The following is a 22551-nucleotide window of genomic DNA, read 5'->3' as shown; positions in this document are numbered from 1 at the left end:
TGCCAAGCAGCCCCGACGATTTCAAATCACTCCTCCGGCCGCAGCTTCAACTCCACCATCAGGTCATCCGCCAGGCTCTCCAGCTTCGCCTGCAAATCGTCCAGGGCCAAGGTCAACGGCAGCGCCAGCAGGGCGTCGGCATGGAACAGCGGTTCGCTGCTCATCGGCGCCGGCCGCACCTCGGTGCTCAAACGCTCGACGTTGACCCCTTGCTCCGCCAACAAACGGGTGATATCACGGACAATGCCCGGCCGGTCGTTGCCCACCAGCTCCATGGCAATCGGCTTCCAGGTGCAGGACGGCTCGATGCCACTTTCGGCGATCAGCACGCGAATATCGTATTTCGACAGTTTATTGAGCGACTCGACCAGTTCGTCGTAGTTCTCTGCAGGCACCGCCACCCGCAGGATCCCGGCGAACTGCCCGGCCATGCGCGACATGCGGCTTTCCAGCCAATTGCCGCTGTGATCGGCGATGCACTGGGCAATACGTTCGACCTGCCCGGCCTTGTCGGGGGCGATCACGGTGAGTACGAGATGGTCCACAGGCCACTCCTTCAGGTTCGGTCAGGGCCGTGTCAAACGGCCGAACAACAGGGACCGAATCAGTATAGGCAAGGCGCGGCAACCTGCCGCAGGACAGTCCCGTCGACCAATCGTGTACTGTTTCAAGATTTATCTGGAACAATCCACCTGTTTTTTGCGAACATACCCTCTCCCGGCGTGACCCTACGCGACTTATCGGTCACGCAGCGACGCTTTTAGTCTGATGTTTACCTGCCTGCTGCTTCATGTAGTATGCGTCGACGCGGACTACAAAGCGTCGTTTGGATGTCTGCCAAGGCGCCTGTGAAAATACGCGAGCCGCCCGCCAGCCAGTCTGGCGAGCCGCACCCAGCCGCGCTCGCCTAACGAGCGCAAGCACTGGTGCCGTGTTTAGAGAAGCGCTACAGGCTTAATACAGAAGAGCGAAAGCGAAATAGCTGAGCAGAGGTGAGGCAAGCAATGACTGGATACGTTCAAGTCGGTGGCCTTCAGGTCGCCAAGGCCCTGTACGACTTCGTCAATAACGAAGCGATCCCTGGAACCGGCATCGAAGCCGACAAGTTCTGGGCCGGGGCGGCAGAGATCATCAAAGACCTCGCTCCCAAGAACAAAGCCCTGCTCGCCAAGCGCGACGAGCTGCAAGCCAAGATCGATGCCTGGCACCAGGCGCGCAAAGGCCAGGCCCACGACGCCGTAGCCTACAAAGCATTCCTCCAGGAAATCGGCTACCTGCTGCCACAAGCAGACGATTTCCAGGCCACCACGCAAAACGTCGACGAAGAAATCGCCCACATGGCCGGCCCGCAGCTGGTGGTGCCGGTGATGAACGCCCGCTTCGCCCTGAACGCCGCCAACGCCCGCTGGGGCTCGCTGTATGACGCGCTGTACGGCACCGACGCGATCAGCGATGAGGGCGGCGCCGAAAAGGGTCAGGGCTACAACAAGCTGCGTGGCAACAAAGTGATCGCCTTCGCCCGCGCCTTCCTCGACGAAGCCGCGCCACTGGCGGCCGGCTCCCACGTCGACTCCACCGCCTACCGCATCGAAGGCGGCAAGCTGGTCGTGGCCCTCAAGGGCGGCAGCAACAGCGGCCTGCGTGACGACGCCCAACTGATCGGTTTCCACGGCGACGCCGCCGCACCGACCGCCGTGCTGCTCAAGCACAACGGCCTGCACTTCGAGATCCAGGTCGACGCCAGCACCCCGGTCGGCAGCACCGACGCCGCTGGCGTGAAAGACATCCTGATGGAATCGGCGCTGACCACCATCATGGACTGCGAAGACTCGGTCGCCGCCGTCGACGCCGCCGACAAGGTGATCGTCTACCGCAACTGGCTGGGCCTGATGAAAGGCGACCTGGCCGAGAACGTGAGCAAAGGCGGCAAGACCTTCACCCGCACCATGAACCCGGACCGCGAATACGCAGCCCCCAACGGCGGCAGCGTCACCCTGCACGGCCGTTCGCTGCTGTTCGTGCGCAACGTTGGTCACCTGATGACCAACCCAGCGATCCTCGACGCCCAGGGCAACGAAATCCCCGAAGGCATCCAGGACGGCCTGTTCACCAACCTGATCGCCCTGCACAACCTCAACGGCAACACCAGCCGCAAGAACACCCGCAGCGGCAGCGTGTACATCGTCAAGCCGAAGATGCACGGCCCGGAAGAAGTGGCCTTCGCCGCTGAAATCTTCAGCCGCGTCGAAGACCTGCTGGGCATGAAGCGCAACACCGTCAAGGTCGGCATCATGGACGAGGAGCGCCGCACCACGGTCAACCTCAAGTCCTGCATCAAGGCCGCCGCCGAGCGCGTGGTGTTCATCAACACCGGCTTCCTCGACCGCACCGGTGACGAAATCCACACCTCCATGGAAGCCGGCGCCGTGGTGCGCAAGGGCGCCATGAAGAACGAGAAGTGGATCGGCGCCTACGAGAACAACAACGTCGACGTCGGCCTGGCCACCGGCCTGCAAGGCCGTGCGCAGATCGGCAAAGGCATGTGGGCCATGCCCGACCTGATGGCCGCGATGCTCGAGCAGAAGATCGCCCACCCGCTGGCCGGCGCCAACACCGCCTGGGTACCATCGCCGACCGCCGCCACCCTGCACGCCCTGCACTACCACAAGGTCGACGTGCAGGCCCGTCAGCGCGAGCTGGCCCAGCGTACCCCGGCCTCGGTGGACGACATCCTGACCATCCCGCTGGCCGCCGACACCAACTGGTCGGCCGACGAGATCCGCAACGAGCTGGACAACAACGCCCAGGGCATCCTCGGCTACGTGGTGCGCTGGATCGACCACGGTGTAGGTTGCTCGAAAGTGCCGGACATCAACGACGTCGGCCTGATGGAAGACCGCGCCACCCTGCGCATCTCGGCCCAGCTGCTGGCCAACTGGCTGCGCCATGGCGTGGTCACCCAGGAGCAGGTGCTGGAAAGCCTCAAGCGCATGGCCGCGGTGGTGGACAAGCAGAACGCCGGCGATGCCCAGTACCGCCCGATGGCGCCGAACTTCGATGACAACATCGCGTTCCAGGCGGCGATCGAGCTAGTGGTTGAAGGTGCCAAGCAGCCAAACGGCTACACCGAGCCAGTGCTGCACCGTCGTCGCCGCGAGTTCAAGGCGCGTAACGGGCTGTAATCAGCCAGCAACGCATCGCGGGGCAAGCCCGCTCCCACGCCGTTGTATTCCGGCGTGGGAGCGGGCTTGCCCCGCGATCGTTTTCAGCCCTGCCCTATTCGCAATTCCTTCCTCACCAGCTCCAGCAACTTGCCCAGGTCCACCGGCTTGAGCAGGAAATCCACCACCCCCAGGTGCATCACGTCCACCGCCTCCTTCACATCGGTGTCGCCCGACACCACGATGATCGACAGCGCCGCCCGCTCCGACTCGCGAACCTGGCGGATAAGCTCCATGCCATCCTTCGGTTCCATGCGCAAATCAGTGATCATCAGGGCAATCCGACGCTCGTAATGCAGCTTCAACATTGCCTCCTGCGCGCCGTCGGCGGTCATGCAGTCGATGCCCCGGCTTTTCAGGTACAAGCTCAGCGCCTGGCTGTTCACCGGGTTGTCATCCACCACCAGTACCACCGGTTTGGGCGCCACCGGCGCGCTCACCACGGCCAACGCCTCACGTTCGGCGTCACTCAATATGTCGTCATGCTCAGCCATGGTCGTCTCGTCGAAAAATCTTGCTCAAGCCTTAAGACCCTAAACCCACACCGCCCTGTTCGCCTTTCGTCGGGGCCTTGCCAGCGGTGCCTCTAGACTTACGTCCAATGGGCACCACAAGGCGGCCAGCCGACCATGGAGGCCGAGAACAACAAAGCCGAGCCCTATAGATAGATATATATAGTTCGGCGTAGCGAAACGGTCAGCTTCATGAGCAAAAAGGACGCCTACCGCCAGGCGGGCAAAACCGCAGTGCAGCAGAACATTCAGGGCACCCTGCAGTTGCTGCAGCGCTTTGCGCCGTTCAACCAGATGGAACATAGCCACCTGGCCTACCTGGTGGAGCAGTGCCAGCTGCGCTTCTACGCGGCTGGCGAAAGCATCATCAAGCCCAGCGACGGCCCGGTCGAGCACTTCTACATCGTCAAGCAGGGCCGTGTGGTCGGCGAGCGCCAGCACGTGACACGGCCGGGCACCGAGACCACCTTCGAGATCACCGGCGGCGAGTGCTTCCCGCTGGCCGCGTTGCTGGGCGAACGCGCCACCCGCACCGAGCACCTGGCAAGCGAAGACACCTTTTGCCTGCAATTGAACAAAGCCGCGTTCATCCGCGTGTTCTCACTGTCCGACGTGTTCCGCGACTTCGCCCTGCGCGGGGTCAGCAGCCTGCTCGACCAGGTCAACCAGCAGGTGCGCCAGAAAGCGGTCGAGACCTTGGGCACCCAGTATTCGCTCAATACCCCACTGGGCGAACTGGCCATGCGCCACCCCGTGGTGTGCAGCCCCGACACGCCCCTGCGCGAAGCGGTGCGGCTGATGCACGAACAACAGGTCGGGAGCATCGTCATCGTCGACCCGCAACGCTATCCCATCGGCATCTTCACCCTGCGCGACCTGCGCCAGGTGGTGGCCGATGCCAGCGCCGAGCTGACCGCGCCGATCGAACGCTACATGACCGCCAAGCCGTTCTACCTGAGCCCCCAGGCCAGCGCCTTCGATGCCGCCATGGCCATGACCGAACGGCATATCGCCCACGTCTGCCTGGTGGACAACCAGCGCCTGTGCGGAGTGATTTCCGAGCGCGACCTGTTCTCCCTGCAACGGGTCGACCTGGTGCACCTGGCCCGCACCATCCGCCACGCCCCGCGGCTGGACAGCCTGGTGTCGTTGCGTGGCGAGATCGGCCAACTGGTCGAACGCATGCTCGCCCACGGCGCCTCCTCGACCCAGATCACCCAGATCATCACCCTGCTCAACGACCACACCGTGTGCCGGGTGATCGAACTGGCCATCGCCGAACGCGGCGACCCGGGCGTGCCGTTCAGCTGGCTGTGCTTCGGCAGCGAAGGCCGCCGCGAACAGACCCTGCACACCGACCAGGACAATGGCATCCTCTTCGAAGCCCGCGACCGCGCCGAAGCCGACGCCATCCGCGCCAGGCTGTTGCCGCTGGCCCAGCACATCAACCACAACCTCGCCCAGTGCGGCTTCACCCTGTGCACCGGCAATGTGATGGCCGGCAACCCCGAGCTGTGCCTGTCGCGCAGCGAGTGGGCGCGGCGCTTCGCCGGCTTCGTGCGCGAGGCCAGCCCGGAAAACCTGCTGGGCTCGAGCATCTACTTCGACCTGCGCGTGGTGTGGGGCGATGAACAGGGCTGTGAACAGTTGCGCCAGGGCCTGCTCGAGCAGGTGGCCGACAACCGCATCTTCCAGCGCATGATGGCCGACAACGCCCTGCGCCAGCGCCCGCCGGTGGGGCGTCTGCGCGAGTTCGTACTGACCCGCCAGGGCGACGACAAGGCCGCCACCCTCGACCTCAAGGTGCAGGGCCTGACGCCCTTCGTCGACGGGGCGCGGCTGCTGGCCCTGGCCCACGGCATCAAGGCCTGCAACACCCTCGAGCGCCTGCGCCAACTGGTCGCCAAGGGCGTCATCGACGCGCTCGACGGCGCTGCCTTCGAGGAGGCCTACCACTTCATCCAGCAGACCCGCATGCAGCAGCACCAGCGCCAGACCCGTGCCAACCTGGGGTATTCCAACCGGCTCGACCCGGACAGCCTCAACCACCTGGACCGGCGCATCCTGCGCGAATCCCTGCGCCAGGCCCAGCGCCTGCAAAGCAGCCTGGCCTTGCGGTACCAGCTGTGAACCTGTTCGCCTGGCTGCGCCCACCGGCGCCCACGCTGGACGAGCACCAGCACCAGCGCCTGGCCACCCTGCCTGGGCCTGCGCCACTGGCCGTGTGCTCCCTGCGTGAGCAGCGCTGGGTAGTGCTCGACCTGGAGACCAGCGGCCTGAACCTCAACCGCGACCAAGTGCTGTCGATCGGCGCGGTGGCCATTGAGGATGGTGCCATCGACCTCGGCCAGCAATTCGAGCGCACCCTGCACCGCCCCGAGCAGAAGACCAACGCCAGCGTGCTGATCCACGGCCTCGGCCCCAGCGCCCTGGCCGCCGGCTGCAACCCGGCCGAAGCCTTGCTCGACCTCATGGCGTTCATTGGCGACAGCCCGGTGCTGGCGTTCCATGCCTCGTTCGACCAGCACATGCTGGCGCGGGCGCTGCAGGACAGCCTTGGCCTGCGCTTGCGGCACCCGTTTTTCGATGTGGCGGAGCTGGCACCCATGCTCAACCCCGACACGGTGCTGCGCGAAGCCGGGCTGGATGACTGGATCGCCCGTTTCGGCCTCGAAGTACAAGCCCGCCACCATGCCAGCGCCGACGCCCAGGTCACCGCCGAGTTGGCCCTGATCCTGTTCAGCCAGGCCCGCCGTCAGCAGTTGGACAGCCCGTTGCAGCTGGATCAGCGCCTTAAACAGTGGCGGCGGCGCCAGGTGCAGAGCCACGGACTGTAGGAGCGGCCTTGTGCCGCGAAAGGGCCGCAGCGCGGCCCCAGGATTTCAGCGTGAATGCGAAAACGCTGGGGCCGCTTTGCGGCCCTTTCGCGGCACAAGGCCGCTCCTACACAGATCATTGGCAACCCGCCAACCGTAATGGCAATCCGATAAGCGTCAATTGCGCCCCCACCCCCGCCTCTGCGACAATCGCGAATAATTATCGTTAGTTAACGCATTCTTTATCGGGGGACGTTCCTTGACGTCTGCGCAGAGCCCACACGCCGAACTGGTCAGCGCGCTGTACCGCGACCATCGCGGCTGGCTGCTGGCCTGGCTGCAACGCAGCACGGCCTGCCGCCAGCGCGCCGAAGACCTGAGCCAGGACACCTTCGTGCGCCTGCTCGGCCGCGAACGGCTGGACGCCCCCCGCGAACCCCGCGCATTCCTGGTCGCCGTGGCCAAGGGCCTGCTGTTCGACCACTTCCGCCGCGCCGCGCTGGAACAGGCCTACCTCGCGGAACTTGCGCTGTTGCCCGAAGCCGAACAGCCCTCGCCAGAGCTGCAATACCTGATCCTTGAAGACCTCAAGGCCATCGACCGCCTGCTCGGCAAGCTGTCGAGCAAGGCGCGCGCCGCGTTCCTGCACAACCGCCTGGACGGCCTCGGCCATGCCGAAATCGCCCAGCGCCTGGGGGTTTCGGTTTCCCGGGTACGCCAGTACATCGCCCAAGGCATGCGCCAGTGCTACATCGCCCTGTACGGGCAGCCGACATGAACAACACCCCCGTCTCCAGCACCGTGCTGGACGCCGCCATCGCCTGGAAGCTGTGCCTGGACGAAGGCAGTGGCAGCCCCGACGAACGCAACGAATTCATGCGCTGGCATGCCGCCCACGAAGAGCATGCCCGCGCCTGGCTGCAACTGGGCCTGCTCGACCAGCGCTTCAACACCGCCGCCGGCCCCGCGCGCCACGCCCTGTTGCAGTCGCGCAGCGGCATGCGCCGACGCCTCGGCGGCCTGGCCGGCATGTTGCTGCTCGGCGGCATGCTGGCCTGGGCCGGCATGCCCTCGCTGTCGCCGGACTACTGGCTGGCCGACCAACGTACCGCCACCGGTGAACTGCGCACCCTGCGCCTGGAAGACGGCACGCTGCTGAGCCTGAACAGCCACACCGCAGTGGATATCGACTTCCAGGGCGAACAACGGCTGATCGTGCTGCACCAGGGCGAGATATCCGTGGAAACCGGGCATGAGGACAGCCGCCCGCTGCATGTGCGCACCGCCGATGGCCGCCTGCGCCCGCTGGGCACACGTTTCCTGGTGAAGCGCGAAGCCGATGGCACTCGCCTGGAAGTCCTGCAGTCGTCGGTGGCCGCCAAACCCCGCGACAGCGGCGACGAACAGGTACTGCGCGAAGGCCAGCAAGTGCTGATGAGCAGCGAGGGCCTGGGCGCGGTCAGTCCGGTAGCGGTCGGCGCCGATGCCTGGACCCGCGGCATGCTGGTGGTCGACAACGTGCGCCTGGCCGACCTGGTGGCCGCCCTCGGCCAGTACCGCAGCGGCCACCTGGGCGTGGCCGACGAGGTAGCCGACCTGCGCGTGAGCGGCAGCTTCCCGCTGACCAACACCGACCTGGCGCTGGCCTCGCTGCAACCGGTACTGCCGGTGAAGATCGAGCGGCATACGCCGTGGTGGGTCACCGTCAGCCCACGCTAAAAGCAGACCTTGTAGGAGCGGCTTTGAGGTTCATCACGTGGGAGCGGGCTTGCCCCGCGATGGCCCGTTAAGTTTTTTTTCAAAGCCCCCTGTCACTTTTCAAAACTCACTCGGCAAGGAAGCAGATAGCACTTATCCGTCGAGGAGCCGCCGCATGTCCCGCGCTGTTGATGCCTTGCTTCGCCCCAGCCTGATGGCCCTGGCCATCGGCCTGGCCGCCCCGTTGACCAGCCCCGCCCTGTTCGCTGCCGAACAGTCGGCGCTGCGCACCTATGCGCTGCCCGGCGCACCGCTGGCCAGCACCCTGAACCAGATCGCCAGCCAGGCCGGTATTACCCTGGCCCTGGACCCGGCCCTGGTCAGCGGCCGCACTTCGGCCCCGGTCAGCGGCCAGTACGACGCCCTCGGCGCCCTGCAGGCCGCCCTGCGCGGCACCGGCCTGCAACTGCAGCAAAGCAGCGCCGGCAGCTACAGCCTGGTGGCCGCCCCCGAAACGGCCCTGGCCTTGCCGGAAACCACCGTGAACGCCGCCAGCGACAGCGAAAGCGCCTGGGGGCCGGTAGACGGCTACCTGGCCAAGCGCACCGCCGCCGGTACCAAGACCGACACCGCCCTGGTGGAAGCACCGCGTTCGATCTCCGTAGCCACCCGTGAGCAGATGAACGACCGCGGCGTGCACAGCCTCGATGACGCGGTGAAATACATGCCGGGCATCGTCTCTGCCAGCTACGGCAGCGACACCCGTTATGACTGGATGCTGGTGCGCGGCTTCGAGCCGACCCAGTTCCTCGATGGCCTGCCGCTGCCCCGCGGCGTGTACGCCAACCCCAAAGCCGAAACCTGGAACCTCGACCGCCTGGCCCTGCTGCGCGGCCCGGCTTCGTCGGTCTATGGCCAGACCCCGCCCGGCGGCCTGCTGGACATGGTCAGCCGCCGCCCGCAAGCCGAAAGCGCCCACGAGATCCAGGTGCAGTACGGCAGCGACAACCATCGCCAGATCAACTTCGCCAGCACCGGCAAGATCGACGACCAGGGCCAGTTCCTCTATGGCGTCAGCGGTGTGGTGCGCGACAGCGACACGCAGATCGACCACATCGAGAACAAGCGCTACAACATCGCGCCGAGCCTGACCTGGAACATCGACGACGACACCAAGCTGACCTTCCTCAGCCAGTTCACCCGTGACGACACCGGCGTCACCAGCCAGTTCTACCCGATCCAGGGCACCAAGATCTCGATGCCGTTCGGTGATATCTCCCACCACAAGAACCTCGGCGATCCGGACTACGACTTCTACGACCGCACCTACTACGCGCTGGGTTATGCGTTCGAACACCGCATCAACGATGTCTGGCAGTTCCGTCAGAACCTGCGTTACACCAAGTCGGATCTGTCGTTCCAGACCGTCACCGTGCGCAGCTACAACCCGGCGTTCGCCGCCTTTGGCTTTGTCGTGGACGACCAGGGCAACACCGGCCGCGGCACCACCAACGTCGACGAGGACATCAGCCAGTTCGCCGTCGACAACAACCTGCAGGGCGACTTCGACACCGGTGCCGTCAGCCATACCCTGTTGCTCGGCCTGGACCACCAGCGCATGAACAACAACTACACGGCGATCTTTGGCAGCGCCACCAACATCAACGTGAACAACCCAGTGACCGGCGCGCCCATCACCCGCCCGCCACGTTCCGACGCGTTCTACGACTACGACCAGAAAACCCGCCAGACCGGCCTGTACATCCAGGACCAGATGGCCCTCGACAACTGGCGCCTGACCCTGGGTGGCCGCCAGGATTGGGTGAAGACCGATACCCACTTCATCAAGGACGACACCGACAACAGCCAGCTCAACCGCAAGTTCAGCGGCAACGCGGCGATCAGTTACGTGTTCGACTCGGGCTTCGTGCCCTACCTGTCGTACGCCGAGTCGTTCCAGCCCACCAGCAAGGCCGACGTCACCTCGACCAGCTCGCTCAAGCCAACCGAAGGCCAGCAGTGGGAGCTGGGCATCAAGTACCAGCCACCCGGCTCCAACACCCTGCTCAGCGCAGCGGTGTATGACCTGACCCAGAAGAACGTCTCGGTCACCAGCTTCGTCGGCGCGGTGCCGGTCACCAGCCAGACCGGCGAAGTGAAGGTGCGCGGCCTTGAGCTGGAAGCCACCTCCGACGTCACCGAAAACCTCAAGGTGATCGCCGCCTACACCCTGGCCAAGTCCGAAGTGCAGGATGGCCAGTACAAAGGCAACCGCCTGCAGCTGATGCCCAACCAGCAAGCTTCGCTGTGGGCCGACTACACCTGGCACAGCGGCGTGCTCGATGGCTTCGGCATCGGTGCCGGCGCGCGCTACACCGGCAATACCTATGGCGACCAGGGCAACACCTGGCTGGGCAAGGCCGACGCCTACACGGTGTTCGACGCCTCGGTGCACTACGACCTCGGCCGCCTGGACAACAGCCTCAAGGGCGCGTCGGTGGCGCTCAACGCCAGCAACCTGTTCAACAAGGACTACATCTCCACCTGCGACAGCTTCTACTGCTACTACGGCGACCAGCGCAGCGTCGTCGCCAGCGCCACCTACAAGTGGTAATGACATCGCGGGGCAAGCCCGCTCCCACGCAGCTGTTCTCATGCGTGGGAGCGGCGGTGCGCCGATGCGACTTGCCCCGCGATGGCGTTCTGCAGAAAAAAGGCTGAACCCTGATGAAAAGCCAAACCATCCGCCGCTGGTCAACGATCCACACCTGGACCAGCCTCATCTGCACCCTCTTCCTGCTGCTGCTCGCCCTCACCGGCCTGCCCCTGATCTTCCACCACGAGATCGAGCACCTGCTGGGCGAAGCCCCCGAATTGCGCGAGATGCCCGCAGGCACCCCGCACCTGGACCTGCAGCAGCTGGTGCTCAAGGCCGAGCAGCACCGCCCCGGCGAGGTGATGCAGTACTTCGGTTACGAGAAGGACGAACCCAACGGCGTGGTGGCGATCACCGCCGCCACCGCCGGCACCGACCCGAACGACTCGCACACCTTCATGCTCGACGCCCGCACCGGCGAGGCGGTGGCCATGCCGGCTGCCAACGGCGGCTTCATGATGCTCATGCTGCGCCTGCACGTGGACATGCTCGCCGGGCTGCCGGGCAAGCTGCTGCTGGCCTTCATGGGCGTCTTGTTCGTGCTGGCGATCATCTCCGGCACCGTGCTCTACGCGCCGTTCATGCGCCGCCTGAAGTTCGCCACCGTGCGCCACGAAAAGTCATCGCGGCTGCGCTGGCTCGACCTGCACAACCTGATCGGCGTGGTCACCCTCAGCTGGGCGCTGGTGGTGGGTGTCACCGGGGTGATCAGCGCACTGTCCGACCTGGTCATCGCCGCCTGGCGCAACGACAGCCTGGCGGCCATGGTCGCGCCCTACCGCGATGCGCCGCCGCTCACCGAGCGCGCACCGGCCACCCAGTTGCTGCACATCGCCGAACAGGCCGCCCCAGGCATGCGGCCGGACTTCATCGCCTTCCCCGGCACACGCTTTTCCAGCGAGCACCACTACGCGGTGTTCATGAATGGCGCCACGCCACTGACCTCGCACCTGTTCACCCCGGTGCTGATCGACGCCCGCACGCTCCAGGTGACCGCCGTCGGCGAGCGCCCGTGGTACATGGATGCCATGGGCCTGTCGCAGCCGCTGCATTTCGGTGACTACGGCGGGCGGCCGATGCAGATCCTCTGGGCCGTGCTCGACGTGCTGACCATCATCGTGCTCGGCAGCGGCCTGTACCTGTGGTGGAGCAAACAGCGCAAACCGAAGGAGGCGCGGGCATGAGCCACAACTCGCAAAGCACCGGGCGGATCTTCGCCTGGCCGGCGCTGGTGGCGCTGCTGAGCTTCGTCGGGCTGTTCGCCGCGCTGCTCGGGGATGGGGGCTGGGACAGCTTGGCCTGGATCGGCCTGGGGACTTCGGCCGTGCTGGGCCTGAGCGGGTTCTGGCGACGCTAGACAGACCCTGGCCTCAGCGGTCTTGATCGTGGGAGCGGGCTTGCCCCGCGAACACCGGCGTAGCCGGTGCCATCCAATGTGCTGGCTGCATCGCGGGTCAAGCCCGCTCCCACGCTAGATCTTCGATCAGTGTTCAGCCAGCCGCGGCAGCACCTTATCCAACCGCTGATACAACGCACTGCTGCGCGGCCAGTTGCGCAGCAGCCGCGCGCGGTCACGGCCAAATGCCGGGGCGAAGCTGAGCTGGGTGGCATGCTGGCACATGGCATCGAGGTCGATCAGCGACCAGCGGCCGTTGTCCCAGAACAGGTTATGGCCCTTGAAGTCACCGTGGCTGATGCGTTCGCGGATCAGCTGCTGCATCAAGTGCACCAGCGCCTCGACCTGCTCATCCGGCGCGTCGCCGCTGTCCACGAACGGTGCGAAGCAGGCGGTCAGGTCCGGCCCATCGACATACTCGGTCAGCAGGTAGGCGCGATTGCGCAGGCCCAGGGTGCGGGTTTCCAGCACTGCCAGCGGGCGTGGCGTGGCAATTTCGAGGAATTCCAGGCGGTGGCCCTCGATCCACGAATGCCAGGCCCGGCTCGGGCGCCAGAAACGCTTGAACCAGTGCGCGGTGTTCTTGATGTTGTAGCGCTTGAGCACCAGCGTGCGCCCGCCCACCTCGACCCGCGCGACGCTCGCCGCACCGCCGGTCTTGTACAGGTGGCCCTGGTCGATCAGCGCATCGGCCTGCTCCAGCACCGGCAGCAGCGCCTCGGCTTGCGGGCGCCGCACCGCGCGCAAGCCCGACAGGGTGCGCTCGACGCTGAACAGCGTGCATTCGCGCCCGGCCTTCTCCAGGTAATCCTTCAGGCGCCAGTTGCGCACCTTGTCCACCTGCTTTTGCAGGGCTTCGAGGGGCAGCGCGTGCTCGCCGTTGGCCAACAGGTAATGCACCAGTGCCTCTTCGATGAACGGCTCCAGGCGCTTGGGCAACTGGGCGAACAGCACCCCGAGGTTTTCCAGCACACGCTGACGCGACAGTTGCTGGCCAGGCGTTTCGGCCTTGATGCCAGCACCATCGATCAGGTACACCCGGCCCTCCTGGCGCAGCAGGTTGTCCAGGTGCAGGTCTTCCTGCCACAGGCCCTTGGCGTGCATCTGCGCCACTGCCGTCAGCGCCTCGCCCAGCACCGCATGCTGCTCGTCGGCGAGCATCGGCAGGTGCTCCACGGCGGCCCAGGCATCGGCCAGGCTTTCGGCGTGATTGAGGTACTCGAACAGCAGCCAGCCGCCCTCGCCTTCCTTCAGGCCATCGGCCAGCAACTGCGGCGTGCTCAGGCCTTGTTCGGCCAGCAGGCGCACACCATCAAGCTCACGCTGGAAATGGCGGGCGGCGTTAGCGCCCACCAGCAACTTGGCCAGCACCGGGGTGCCGCGCCAGATACCGGCGCCGACATAGCGCTGGCCGGGCAGCACCCGCAGCAGGCTGAGCAGTTGCAGGTCGGCCGTGCCCGCAGCATCGGCGAGGGTGACGGTCAGCGGCAACGACGGGCTGCGCCCGAGGCCCTTGAGTTCGGACAGGTGCATCAGCGGGCCTCTTTATGGCGACGGCGTTGCGTCAGGCGTTGCAGCCAGGCATTCACCGGCGCGCTGTCCACCGGCTGTTGCAGGTAGGCGCCGAGCAGTTCGCGCACATCCGCCTCGTTCCAGGCACGGGCGCGACGCAACAGCGGCTCCAGGTCCTTGACCCGGTCGCGCTGGCCGAACAGCAGCGGGCGGGTCTTCTCCAGGTCGATCAGCTGCGCCTGCCAGCCTTCGCGGCGCTCGCGCAGGAAGATGTGCTTGGGATAGAAACAGCCATGCATCTGCCCGGCGCCGTGCAGGGTGCGGGCCAACTGGCCGCACGCCTGCAGGATGCCCCGGCGCTGCCCCTCGGGCAGCTGCGGCCATTGCTCCAGCAAACGCTCAAGATCGCTCCAGTCGTCCAACGCGCGGGTCATCAGGATCGCGCGGTGCTGGCCGGCCTGTTTGCGCTCGCCGAAGAACACCGCCTGCAACGCCGGGATATCCAGCTTCTGGTAGCGGCTGATGTTGCGAAATTCGCGGGCGAACGTCGGTTCGCCAAACGGCCGTTGCAGGCTGCGGGTCAAGTAGTCGCACTGGCGCTTGAGGTAGTAGCCCTTGCCCTCCAGCTCCAGGCGGAACACGCTGCTCCAGCCGCCACGGCCGGTGTTGGGCTCATCCACGGCGTCCAGCTGCAGTGCCCACAGCGCTTCGAAATCGCTCAGGCCATGGCGCTTGAGCAGCGCCTGGTCGGCGCTGGCCAGGTAATCGGTCATTCCCTTCCCTCGAAAAAGCTCAGCACCTGGCGAATGCGCCGCTTGTCGCGGGCAGTCAGGCGCGCGTGACGGCGGTATTGCAGGTAGAAGCGCAGGCGCTGGGTCGCCGACAGGTGGTATTTGGCGACCTTGTCCAGGCACGCCAGGTCCTTGATCAGCCGGTGGCGGAGCATGAAGCCGCGCCAGAAATCGCCGGTCGGGCAGTCGATGAAGAACAGCGTGCCCTGATCGTCCACCAGCAGGTTGCGCCACTTCAGGTCGTTGTGGGCGAAGTGATGGTCGTGCATCTCGCGGGTATGCCGGGCCAGCTGGCGGCTGACATGCTCGACCCAGACGCGATCTTTCAAGCGTGGGTCGTTGCGCTCGGCCAACGCCGACAGGTCCTCGGTGTTCGGCAACTCGCGGGTGATCATCGCCCCGCGGCCAAAGGCCAGGCCGTTGCGTTCCAGGCCCCAGGCGACCACCTCGGCGGTGGGGATGCCCCACTTGGCGAACTGCTTGAGGTTCTGCCATTCGGCCTTGATCCGCGGGCGCCCCAGGTAGCGGCGCATGTGCTTGCCGGCACCGGTGTAGCGCTTGACGTAATACCAGACGCCGTCGCGCTGCACACGAATGACCTCGCTGAGCGGGTCGCGGGTCAGGTGTTCGCCCTGCAGGGCGAATACCGTGTTCAGGCTACCGAAGTCCGCCGCCAGCCATTCGTAGCCCGGCGCCAGTGTCCAACCCGCCATCAGAGCGCATCCCCATAGCGTTGCTTGCGTTCGTAGAGTTTCTGCGCCTTGCTTTGCAGCCAGGCCAGCAGTGCGGCTTCCTCCTTGAGCACTTCGCGCAATGGGCGCTGGAAGTAGCCGCGCAGGAAGCGCAGCTTGTCACGGCGGGTCAGGCCGATGTCCAGTGCCGAGAAGTACAGCGCGGCCAGGTCCTTGTTGCGCCAGCGCCGGGTGATTGTCGCCCGGGTCTGGGCCCGGTGCAGGTCGATCACCGACAACTTGAAGTCATCCGCCGTCACCGGGCGGTCGGTGTGCAGCAGGAAATGGCAGATGTAGCAGTCGCGGTGGTTGACGCCGGCGCGGTGCATGCCGCCGGTCATCTTCGCCACCTCGGCAATCAGCGCACGCTTGAGCCGTGGCTCGGGCGGCTGGCGAACCCAGTCGAGGCTGAAGTCTTCCAGGCTGACGGTCGGCGCCAGCTCTTCGGTGACGATGAACGAATGCTGGGTGGCCGGGTTGCTGCCGCGCTCGCCGTAGGCTACCGCGGTCATGGTCGGCACACCGACCTCGTGCAGGCGCTGGATGGCCCGCCATTCCTGACCGGCGCCGAGCACCGGCAGCTTGGCGCTGAACAGGTTCTTGAAGATCTCGCCCCAGCCGATGCCACGGTGGATCTTGACGAAAAAGCCCTCGCCATCGACCTCGGTGCGCAGCGTGCGGCGGCCCTCCAGCTCGCGGTACACCTCGCCCTGCAGTTGCTCGACGGCCTCGAATGGGTCGCGCCCGGCCCACAGGCGCTTGAACGGTTCGGCCAGTATCAGCTTCATGCGGTCTCCTGACCGAGGATCACGTCGGCGGCATGCTGCGGCATGCTGTACAGGTCGGCGCTGTCGGCAAAGGCCACGCCATTGCGCGACCAGGCCGCGCGTGCTTCGGCGTCTTCGAGCATGCGTTGCAGGTAGCTATTGAGCTGCTCCTGCTCGAAGGGGTCGTCCAGCACCAGGCCGCTGTCGGCCTCGGCGATGTAGTGGGCGTAGCCGCAGACTTTCGAGACCAGCACCGGCAGGCCGGCGACCAGCGCCTCGAGCAGCACGGTGCCGGTGTTTTCGTTGTACGCCGGGTGGATCAGCAGGTCGGCCCCCAGCAGGAAGCGCGGGATATCGCTGCGGCCCTTGAGGAACTGCACCTGCTCGCCCAGGCCCAGGGTGGCGCTCTGCAGCTGGAACACCTTGGGGTCGTCCTGGCCGATGACCATCAGCCGGGTACGCTTGCGCAGGGCCGAAGGCAGCGCGGCCAGGGCCTTGAGGCTGCGGTCCACACCCTTGGTCTTGAAGCCCGAACCGATCTGTACCAGCAGCAGCTCGTCGTCGGCCAGGCCGAACTCTTTGCGGAAGTCGGCGCGGATGGCGTCGGCATCGGCCGGGCGGCGGCGGTCCTGGGAGATCCCCGGCGGCAGCAGGTGAAAGCGTGCCTCGGGGGTGTCGTAATGCTTGATGAACAGTGGCTGCTGCACTTCGGAGATCATCAGGATCTCGGTGTGGGCATCCTTGGCGAACACCGCCCGCTCGTACTCGGCGAAATGGCGGTAGCGGCCCCAGCGGCGGTACAGGCCGCCGCGCAGGGTCTGGGCCTTGTCCTCGAAGCAGCCGTCGGCGGCGTAGTACACGTCCAGCCCAGGCATCTTGTTGAAGCCGATCAGGCGGTCGACCGGGCGCTTGGCCAGGTCCGCCGCCATCCAGGCGCTGAGCTTCTCGTTACGCCGGTGATTGAACAGCGCCTTGACCGGCGCCACCAGCACCTCGAAGCCCGGCGGAATATCACCTTCCCAGATCAGCGTGTACACGCGGATCTGGTGACCACGCTTCTGGCACTCCAGGGCGATGCGCATGAAATCGCGCTGCAGCCCGCCAAAAGGGAAATATTTGTAGAGCACGAAAGCCAGTTGCATCAACGAACATCCTCAGCCAGCAGCAGCGCGCTCAAGCGGCCCGCTACATGCTCGGGATTCAGGCGAGTGAAGCACAGCGGCCACTCGCGTTTGAGATCGAACCGGCGCAGGTCCTCGGCGCTCGGTTTGTAGGTGCACTTCTTCTGCAGGCACGGGGCGCAGGGGAAGTTGCTCGCCTGGTGGATCTGGGCGCGTCCGTAGGCACCGGTCAAACCAGGGTTGGTGGGGCCGAACAGCGAAATGGTCGGCACATCCAGCGCAGCGGCCAGGTGGCCCAGGCCGGTATCGACCGCCACGCAGGCCTTGGCGGCCGCCAGCACGCGGGCGACGCCGACCAGGTTCAACTTGGGCAGTACCTGGCAGTTGTTCAAGCCCTGGGCGATGCGCTCGGCGCGGGCCTTCTCCGCCGGGTTGCCCCACGGCAGCATCACCTGCAGCTTGCGCCGGCCCATGCGTTCGGCCAGCTCGCGCCAGTAGGCTTCCGGCCAGTGCTTGGTGGCCCAGGTGGTGCCATGCAGGAACACCACGTAGGGCGCCGCTGGCGGCAGTTGCAGGCGGTTGAGGTCCAGGCCGTAGTTGCCCAGGCCCTCGGGCAGGTCGTAGGCCAGGGCCAGGGCGAACAGCTGGCGCACGCGCTCGACGGCGTGCTGGCCGACGGCGACCGACAGGCGCCGGTCATAGAAACGACTGGCCAGGCCTTCACGGGCCGAATAGCGGTCGAGCCCGGCCACCGGTGCCTTCACGTAGCGGGTCAGCCAGGCCGACTTGACCAGGCCCTGGGCGTCGATCACCAGGTCGTACTTGCGCGCCCGCAGGCGTTGCTTGAAGGCCTTGAACTCGCCGCTCTTGATGGTCTGCCAGAGGTTCTTGCGCCAGCGGCGGATAGCCACCGGGATTACCTGGTCGACCGCCGGGTGCCAGCTGGGGATCTCGGCAAAGCCCTCTTCCACCACCCAGTCGAAACGGATGCCGGGGATGGCGTGGGCGGCGTCGGTGAGCGCCGGGAGGGTATGGATGACGTCGCCCAGGGACGACGTCTTGATGATCAGGACCCGCACTCAGTCGACCTCTGCCACGCTATCGATCAGGTTCGGCCCGCCCAGGCTATGCAGGGCGGCGATCACCTTGGCCGGCTCGAGCAGACGCAGGCAATTGTAGTGGCCGAAGCGGCAGGTGCGGTCGAAGCAGGGGCTGCATTCGATGCCGGTGCGCACCACCTCGACCTGCTCGGCCAGCGGCGGGGTGAAGCCCGGCGAAGTCGAGCCGTACACCGCCACCAGCGGGCGGTTCAACGCGGCGGCCACGTGCATCAGGCCGGAGTCGTTGGAAACCACGGCGTTGGCGCAGGACATCAGGTCGATGGCCTCGGCCAGCGAGGTTTCGCCGGCCAGGTTGTACGATTCTTCACGCAAGCCCGGGATCAGCCGGTCGCGGATCTGCTCGCCCACCGGGTGGTCGTTCTTCGAACCGAACAGCCACACCTGCCAGCCCTGGCGGATCATGGCATCGGCGACTTGCGCGTAATGCTCGGCCGGCCAGCGCTTGGCCTCGCCGAACTCGGCGCCGGGGCACAGGGCCAGTACCGGGCGGTCCAGCTGCAGGTTGAACTTGGCCACGGCCGCGTCGCGGCTCTGGGCCTCGATCTGCAGGCTGGGGCGTGGATACGGTTGCGGCAGTTCGGTGCCCGGTGCGTAGGCCAGGGCCATGAAGCGCTCGATCATCAGCGGGTAGCGCGCCTTGTCCAGCTTGCGCACGTCGTTGAGCAGCAGGTAGCGCATTTCGCCGCGCCAGCCGGTGCGCTTGGGGATGCCGGCGAAGTACGGCACCAGCGCCGACTTGAGCGAGTTGGGCAGCAGGATCGCCTGGTCGTACTGGCCGGCCAGCGACTTGCCGATGCGCCGACGGGTAGCCAGTTCCAGCGCGCCGTGGCCGAGCAGGAAGCTCAAGGCCTGGCGCACCTCGGGCATGCGCTCGAGGATCGGCCGGCTCCACTCGGGGGCCAGCACATCGATCACGCAGTCGGGGTGCTGCTGTTTCAGGCACTGGAACAGGGTCTGCGCCATCACCATGTCGCCGACCCAGCTGGGGCCAATGATCAGTATTTTCATGCTTTATCCAGAAACATTCGGGGAGGCTGCAGGCTGCGTTACAGCCTGGCCTCCCCTCTTTATATTCAGGCTATGTGGCGTGCAGTGTACCACTGGGGTCCGAATCGCGGGGCAAGCCCGCTCCCACGGTGCGTGGGAGCGGCGGTGCGCCGAAGCGACTTGCCCCGCGATGCTTCAACTCAACCCCAGTTGCTCCCAGATCCGCCGCACCTCGCGGCGCTCATCGACGAACTGCGCCGCATCGATCACCCCGGCCTGCTTCTGCAAGGCCTGGCGGTGCGAGGCCGCGCGGAACGCCTTGTACACCTCGCGCAGCAGCACGGCGTCGGCGGCGGGCATCAGCCCGGCCTGCTCCAGCTCTTCGAGGATGCGGATATTGTCGGTCCAGCGCAGTATGGCCGCGTGGTCGTGGGACCAGGCCAAAGCGGCGTATTGCACCATAAATTCGATATCGACGATACCGCCGGCATCCTGCTTGATATCGAAGGGTTGCCCGGCATCGAAGGCGTTGCCCGCGGTACCTGCAGCGGTGCCTTTGGTGCCGAGGTTGTCGCGCATCTTGGCGCGCATCTCGCTTACTTCGGCGCGCAGTTTGTCCAGGTCACGGGCCTTGCCCAGCACCCCCGCGCGCACCGTCTCGAACGCCGCCGCCACCTGCTTGCAACCCACCAGCACGCGGGCGCGTACCAGCGCCTGGTGTTCCCAGGTCCAGGCTTCGTTCTGCTGGTAACGCTCGAAGGCGCCAAGCGAGCTGACCAAGAGGCCCGAAGCGCCGGACGGGCGCAGGCGCATATCCACGTCGTAAAGCTGCCCGGAGTTGGTCTGGGTGGTCAGCAGGTGGATGATGCGCTGGCCCAACCGGGTGAAGAACTGCGCGCTGTCGATGGGCTTGGCGCCATCGGTCTCGGCCTGCGGGTCGCCATCGTGGATGAACACCAGGTCCAGGTCCGAACCATGGCCCAGCTCGATGCCACCAACCTTGCCGTAGCCGACAATGATGAAGCCCGGATCACACAGGCTGCCATCACTGCGCTTGGGCTGGCCATGGCGGCTGACGGTCTGGCGCCAGGCCAGGGCCAGCACCTGGTCGAGGATGGCTTCAGCCAGCCAGGTCAGGTAGTCGCTGACCTTCATCAACGGCAGGTTGCCGGTGATCTCGGACGCCGCCACGCGCAGGCTGTGGGCCAGCTTGAAGTGGCGCAGCGCTTCCATCTGCTGTTCGAGGTCATCTTCGGGGATGCGGGTCAGGCGCTCGCGCAGCTCGGCGGCCAGTTCCGGCGCCAGGGGCGGGCTGAACAGGCGGCCTTCGTTGAGCAGTTCGTCGAGAAGCAACGGATACCGGGCGATCTGCTCGGCGATCCACGGGCTGGCCGCGCACAGGGTCAGCAGGCGGCGCAGGGCGCCGGGGTTTTCGGTGAGCAGCACCAGGTAGGCCGAACGACGGGCCACGGCCTCGACCAGCGGCAGCACCCGTTCCAGCACCAGGTCTGGGTTGGCATGCTCCACGGCCTGGGCCAGCAGGCGCGGAATGAAGGCATCCAGGCGTTCGCGGCCGATACGCTGCATCGAGCGCAGCGACGGGCTGACGCGCAGGGCGGTCAGGCGGCGCAAGGCATCAGCGGGCTGTTTGAAGCCAGCTTCCTCGAGCTGGCGACAGGCCGCCTCTTCATCCTGGGCCTGCTCCCACAGCGGTGACCATTCGCCGCCCACCACCAACTCGCCTTCGGCCTCGTCTTCATCGGGGTCGGCGATCACCTGGCGGAAGTGCCAGTCGATGCGCCCGCGCCACTCCATCAGCTGCGCGTGGAAGCTGGCCCAGTCGGCAAAGCCGAGCATGTAGGCAATGCGCTCACGGTCGGTGTCGTCATCCGGCAGCATCTGGGTCTGGCGGTCGGCGATGGCCTGGATCGCATGTTCGGTGTAGCGCAGGAACTCATACCCCTCGCGCAGCTCGGCGACCACCGCTGGCGGCAGGTAACCCTGCCCCTCCAGGGTCGCCAGCACTTTCAGCAAGGGCCGTTGCTGCAAGCTCAGGTCGCGCCCGCCGTGGATCAGCTGGAAGGCCTGGGCGATGAACTCCACCTCGCGGATGCCACCGGCGCCGAGCTTGATGTTGTCGGCCATGCCTTTGCGCCGCACTTCCTGCTGGATCAGCTGCTTCATGGTGCGCAGCGCTTCGATGGCGGAGAAATCCAGGTAACGGCGGTACACGAACGGGCGCAGCATTTCCTGCAACTGCGCGCCGGCCGCCTGGTCGCCGGCCACCACCCGCGCTTTGATCATCGCGTAGCGCTCCCAGTCGCGGCCCTGGTCCTGGTAGTACTGCTCCAGCGCATTGAAGCTCAGCACCAGCGAACCGGCCGAGCCATAAGGGCGCAGGCGCATGTCGACGCGGAACACGAAACCATCGACGGTGACCGGGTCGAGCGCCTTGATCAGGCGCTGGCCCAGCCGGGTGAAGAACTCCTGGTTGTCCAGCGAGCGCTTGACCCCGGTGGTTTCGCCGCCTTCGGGGAAAGCGAAGATCAGGTCGATGTCGGAAGACAGGTTGAGCTCCACCGCGCCCAGCTTGCCCATGCCCAGCACCACCATGTGCTGCACTTCCCCGCTGCGGTTGCCGATGGGCGTGCCGAACTGCTGGCAGTGGCGCGGGTAAAGCCAGGCATAGGCTTCATCTATACAGGCATCGGCAAGGTCGGACAGGTCGCGGCAGGTTTCGCCCAGGGCCGCACTGCGGGTGATGTCGCGCCAGATGATGCGCAACTGCTGGCGGTTACGCTCGCGGCGCAGGTTGCGCGCCAGTTCGTCCTCGCTCTGGGCGGCCTGGGCCACGGCGTTGATCTGCCCGCGCAGTTCGCCCGGGGCATAGGGCCGATCGAGCTCGCCACCTTGCAGCAGGCCGAACAGCATGGTCGGGTCGCGCTGCGCCTGGGCCAGCACGAAGTCGCTAGCAGCGCACACCTGGTCGAACTGCCGTCGCTGCTCAACGCTCCAGCTGTCCGGGTTCAGCTCGGGGTGCCCGGCCAGCGCATCGCGCAGGAACTGTTGATTGCGGGCAACCAGCGGTTGCAGGGCGGCAGGCAGATCGAGCGGCAAAGGCAGGCGCATGGTCTATCCTTGATCGGCGTGAAAGAGAGGGGTTGGAGCGGTCGAACGGGGGCCGGACCACGGTTGGACTGTCATACAAAAGTTAGAAATAGC

At 66.0% G+C, this 22551-nt stretch carries 18 protein-coding genes; 8 read left to right on the top strand and 10 right to left on the bottom strand.

The features are described from left to right. Positions 1–26 precede the first annotated feature (26 nt). Positions 27–545: a glycine cleavage system transcriptional repressor gene (locus tag DM373_RS03870; protein WP_110992311.1), complete on the bottom strand. Its 519-nt coding sequence runs from the start codon at positions 543–545 to the stop codon at positions 27–29. Between the two features lie 459 nt (positions 546–1004). On the opposite strand from DM373_RS03870, the gene DM373_RS03865 reads away from it, so the two are divergent. Then, complete coding sequence (locus DM373_RS03865; protein ID WP_110992310.1) at positions 1005–3182, top strand: malate synthase G; 2178 nt, start codon at positions 1005–1007, stop codon at positions 3180–3182. Positions 3183–3265: 83 nt separating this feature from the next. Here the strand turns inward: DM373_RS03865 and DM373_RS03860 are convergent, their stop codons facing one another. Further along, positions 3266–3715, bottom strand: coding sequence for a response regulator (locus tag DM373_RS03860; protein ID WP_110992309.1), 450 nt, complete (start codon positions 3713–3715; stop codon positions 3266–3268). A 210-nt stretch (positions 3716–3925) separates the two neighbouring features. On the opposite strand from DM373_RS03860, the gene DM373_RS03855 reads away from it, so the two are divergent. The 7 genes from DM373_RS03855 to DM373_RS28905 all read left to right on the top strand — a co-directional run bounded on the left by DM373_RS03855 (position 3926) and on the right by DM373_RS28905 (position 12260). Further along, the gene (locus DM373_RS03855; protein WP_110992308.1) at positions 3926–5863 is read left to right on the top strand and encodes a putative nucleotidyltransferase substrate binding domain-containing protein; all 1938 of its coding nucleotides are present in this window, start codon (positions 3926–3928) and stop codon (positions 5861–5863) included. Beyond that, positions 5860–6570: a 3'-5' exonuclease gene (locus tag DM373_RS03850; RefSeq protein ID WP_110992307.1), complete on the top strand. Its 711-nt coding sequence runs from the start codon at positions 5860–5862 to the stop codon at positions 6568–6570. Before DM373_RS03855 ends, DM373_RS03850 begins: the two co-directional genes overlap by 4 nt. Before the next feature lie 238 nt (positions 6571–6808). Then, a complete protein-coding gene (locus DM373_RS03845) occupies positions 6809–7327 on the top strand; it encodes an RNA polymerase sigma factor (RefSeq protein ID WP_110992306.1) in 519 nt (172 codons plus the stop codon). After that, positions 7324–8268, top strand: coding sequence for a FecR domain-containing protein (locus tag DM373_RS03840; RefSeq protein ID WP_110992305.1), 945 nt, complete (start codon positions 7324–7326; stop codon positions 8266–8268). Before DM373_RS03845 ends, DM373_RS03840 begins: the two co-directional genes overlap by 4 nt. A gap of 154 nt (positions 8269–8422) precedes the next feature. After that, complete coding sequence (locus DM373_RS03835; protein WP_110992304.1) at positions 8423–10861, top strand: TonB-dependent siderophore receptor; 2439 nt, start codon at positions 8423–8425, stop codon at positions 10859–10861. A gap of 113 nt (positions 10862–10974) precedes the next feature. Next, positions 10975–12087 (top strand): PepSY-associated TM helix domain-containing protein, encoded by a 1113-nt coding sequence (locus DM373_RS03830; protein ID WP_110992303.1) that lies wholly within the window; start codon positions 10975–10977, stop codon positions 12085–12087. Beyond that, positions 12084–12260 carry a DUF4175 domain-containing protein gene (locus DM373_RS28905; protein ID WP_167409792.1) on the top strand — a complete coding sequence of 59 codons (177 nt, stop codon included), beginning with the start codon at positions 12084–12086 and terminating at the stop codon, positions 12258–12260. The genes DM373_RS03830 and DM373_RS28905 overlap by 4 nt, the downstream gene beginning before the upstream one ends. A 126-nt stretch (positions 12261–12386) precedes the next feature. Here the strand turns inward: DM373_RS28905 and DM373_RS03820 are convergent, their stop codons facing one another. The 8 genes from DM373_RS03820 to glnE form a co-directional block, all read right to left on the bottom strand. After that, on the bottom strand, positions 12387–13832 hold the full coding sequence (locus DM373_RS03820; RefSeq protein WP_110992301.1) for a lipopolysaccharide kinase InaA family protein: 1446 nt from the start codon (positions 13830–13832) through the stop codon (positions 12387–12389). Continuing rightward, a complete protein-coding gene (locus DM373_RS03815) occupies positions 13832–14584 on the bottom strand; it encodes a lipopolysaccharide kinase InaA family protein (RefSeq protein ID WP_110992300.1) in 753 nt (250 codons plus the stop codon). Before DM373_RS03815 ends, DM373_RS03820 begins: the two co-directional genes overlap by 1 nt. Next, a complete protein-coding gene (locus DM373_RS03810) occupies positions 14581–15315 on the bottom strand; it encodes a lipopolysaccharide kinase InaA family protein (protein ID WP_110992299.1) in 735 nt (244 codons plus the stop codon). The genes DM373_RS03815 and DM373_RS03810 overlap by 4 nt, the downstream gene beginning before the upstream one ends. Further along, positions 15315–16121 (bottom strand): lipopolysaccharide core heptose(I) kinase RfaP, encoded by an 807-nt coding sequence (gene rfaP / locus DM373_RS03805; protein ID WP_110992298.1) that lies wholly within the window; start codon positions 16119–16121, stop codon positions 15315–15317. Before rfaP ends, DM373_RS03810 begins: the two co-directional genes overlap by 1 nt. Then, on the bottom strand, positions 16118–17242 hold the full coding sequence (locus DM373_RS03800) for a glycosyltransferase family 4 protein (RefSeq protein ID WP_110992297.1): 1125 nt from the start codon (positions 17240–17242) through the stop codon (positions 16118–16120). The genes rfaP and DM373_RS03800 overlap by 4 nt, the downstream gene beginning before the upstream one ends. Continuing rightward, the gene (waaC, locus tag DM373_RS03795; protein WP_110992296.1) at positions 17242–18300 is read right to left on the bottom strand and encodes a lipopolysaccharide heptosyltransferase I; all 1059 of its coding nucleotides are present in this window, start codon (positions 18298–18300) and stop codon (positions 17242–17244) included. The genes DM373_RS03800 and waaC overlap by 1 nt, the downstream gene beginning before the upstream one ends. Next, positions 18301–19350, bottom strand: coding sequence for a lipopolysaccharide heptosyltransferase II (gene waaF, locus DM373_RS03790; RefSeq protein ID WP_110992295.1), 1050 nt, complete (start codon positions 19348–19350; stop codon positions 18301–18303). A 174-nt stretch (positions 19351–19524) separates the two neighbouring features. Next, positions 19525–22458 (bottom strand): bifunctional [glutamate--ammonia ligase]-adenylyl-L-tyrosine phosphorylase/[glutamate--ammonia-ligase] adenylyltransferase, encoded by a 2934-nt coding sequence (gene glnE / locus DM373_RS03785; protein WP_110992294.1) that lies wholly within the window; start codon positions 22456–22458, stop codon positions 19525–19527. Positions 22459–22551: the final 93 nt, after the last annotated feature.

Source organism: Pseudomonas sichuanensis (genome assembly GCF_003231305.1).
Classification (GTDB): Bacteria; Pseudomonadota; Gammaproteobacteria; order Pseudomonadales; family Pseudomonadaceae; genus Aquipseudomonas; species Aquipseudomonas sichuanensis.
This window is presented reverse-complemented; position numbering and strand designations above follow the sequence as displayed.

What these genes read in the sequence shown, in the direction of transcription:
- DM373_RS03865 (WP_110992310.1), top strand. Translation starts at nt 1,005, where the DNA reads ATGACTGGATACGTTCAAGTCGGTGGCCTTCAGGTCGCCAAGGCCCTG.
- DM373_RS03860 (WP_110992309.1), bottom strand. Translation starts at nt 3,715, where the DNA reads ATGGCTGAGCATGACGACATATTGAGTGACGCCGAACGTGAGGCGTTG.
- DM373_RS03855 (WP_110992308.1), top strand. Translation starts at nt 3,926, where the DNA reads ATGAGCAAAAAGGACGCCTACCGCCAGGCGGGCAAAACCGCAGTGCAG.
- DM373_RS03840 (WP_110992305.1), top strand. Translation starts at nt 7,324, where the DNA reads ATGAACAACACCCCCGTCTCCAGCACCGTGCTGGACGCCGCCATCGCC.
- DM373_RS03835 (WP_110992304.1), top strand. Translation starts at nt 8,423, where the DNA reads ATGTCCCGCGCTGTTGATGCCTTGCTTCGCCCCAGCCTGATGGCCCTG.
- DM373_RS03830 (WP_110992303.1), top strand. Translation starts at nt 10,975, where the DNA reads ATGAAAAGCCAAACCATCCGCCGCTGGTCAACGATCCACACCTGGACC.
- DM373_RS28905 (WP_167409792.1), top strand. Translation starts at nt 12,084, where the DNA reads ATGAGCCACAACTCGCAAAGCACCGGGCGGATCTTCGCCTGGCCGGCG.
- DM373_RS03820 (WP_110992301.1), bottom strand. Translation starts at nt 13,832, where the DNA reads ATGCACCTGTCCGAACTCAAGGGCCTCGGGCGCAGCCCGTCGTTGCCG.
- DM373_RS03815 (WP_110992300.1), bottom strand. Translation starts at nt 14,584, where the DNA reads ATGACCGATTACCTGGCCAGCGCCGACCAGGCGCTGCTCAAGCGCCAT.
- DM373_RS03810 (WP_110992299.1), bottom strand. Translation starts at nt 15,315, where the DNA reads ATGGCGGGTTGGACACTGGCGCCGGGCTACGAATGGCTGGCGGCGGAC.
- rfaP (WP_110992298.1), bottom strand. Translation starts at nt 16,121, where the DNA reads ATGAAGCTGATACTGGCCGAACCGTTCAAGCGCCTGTGGGCCGGGCGC.
- DM373_RS03800 (WP_110992297.1), bottom strand. Translation starts at nt 17,242, where the DNA reads ATGCAACTGGCTTTCGTGCTCTACAAATATTTCCCTTTTGGCGGGCTG.
- waaF (WP_110992295.1), bottom strand. Translation starts at nt 19,350, where the DNA reads ATGAAAATACTGATCATTGGCCCCAGCTGGGTCGGCGACATGGTGATG.
- glnE (WP_110992294.1), bottom strand. Translation starts at nt 22,458, where the DNA reads ATGCGCCTGCCTTTGCCGCTCGATCTGCCTGCCGCCCTGCAACCGCTG.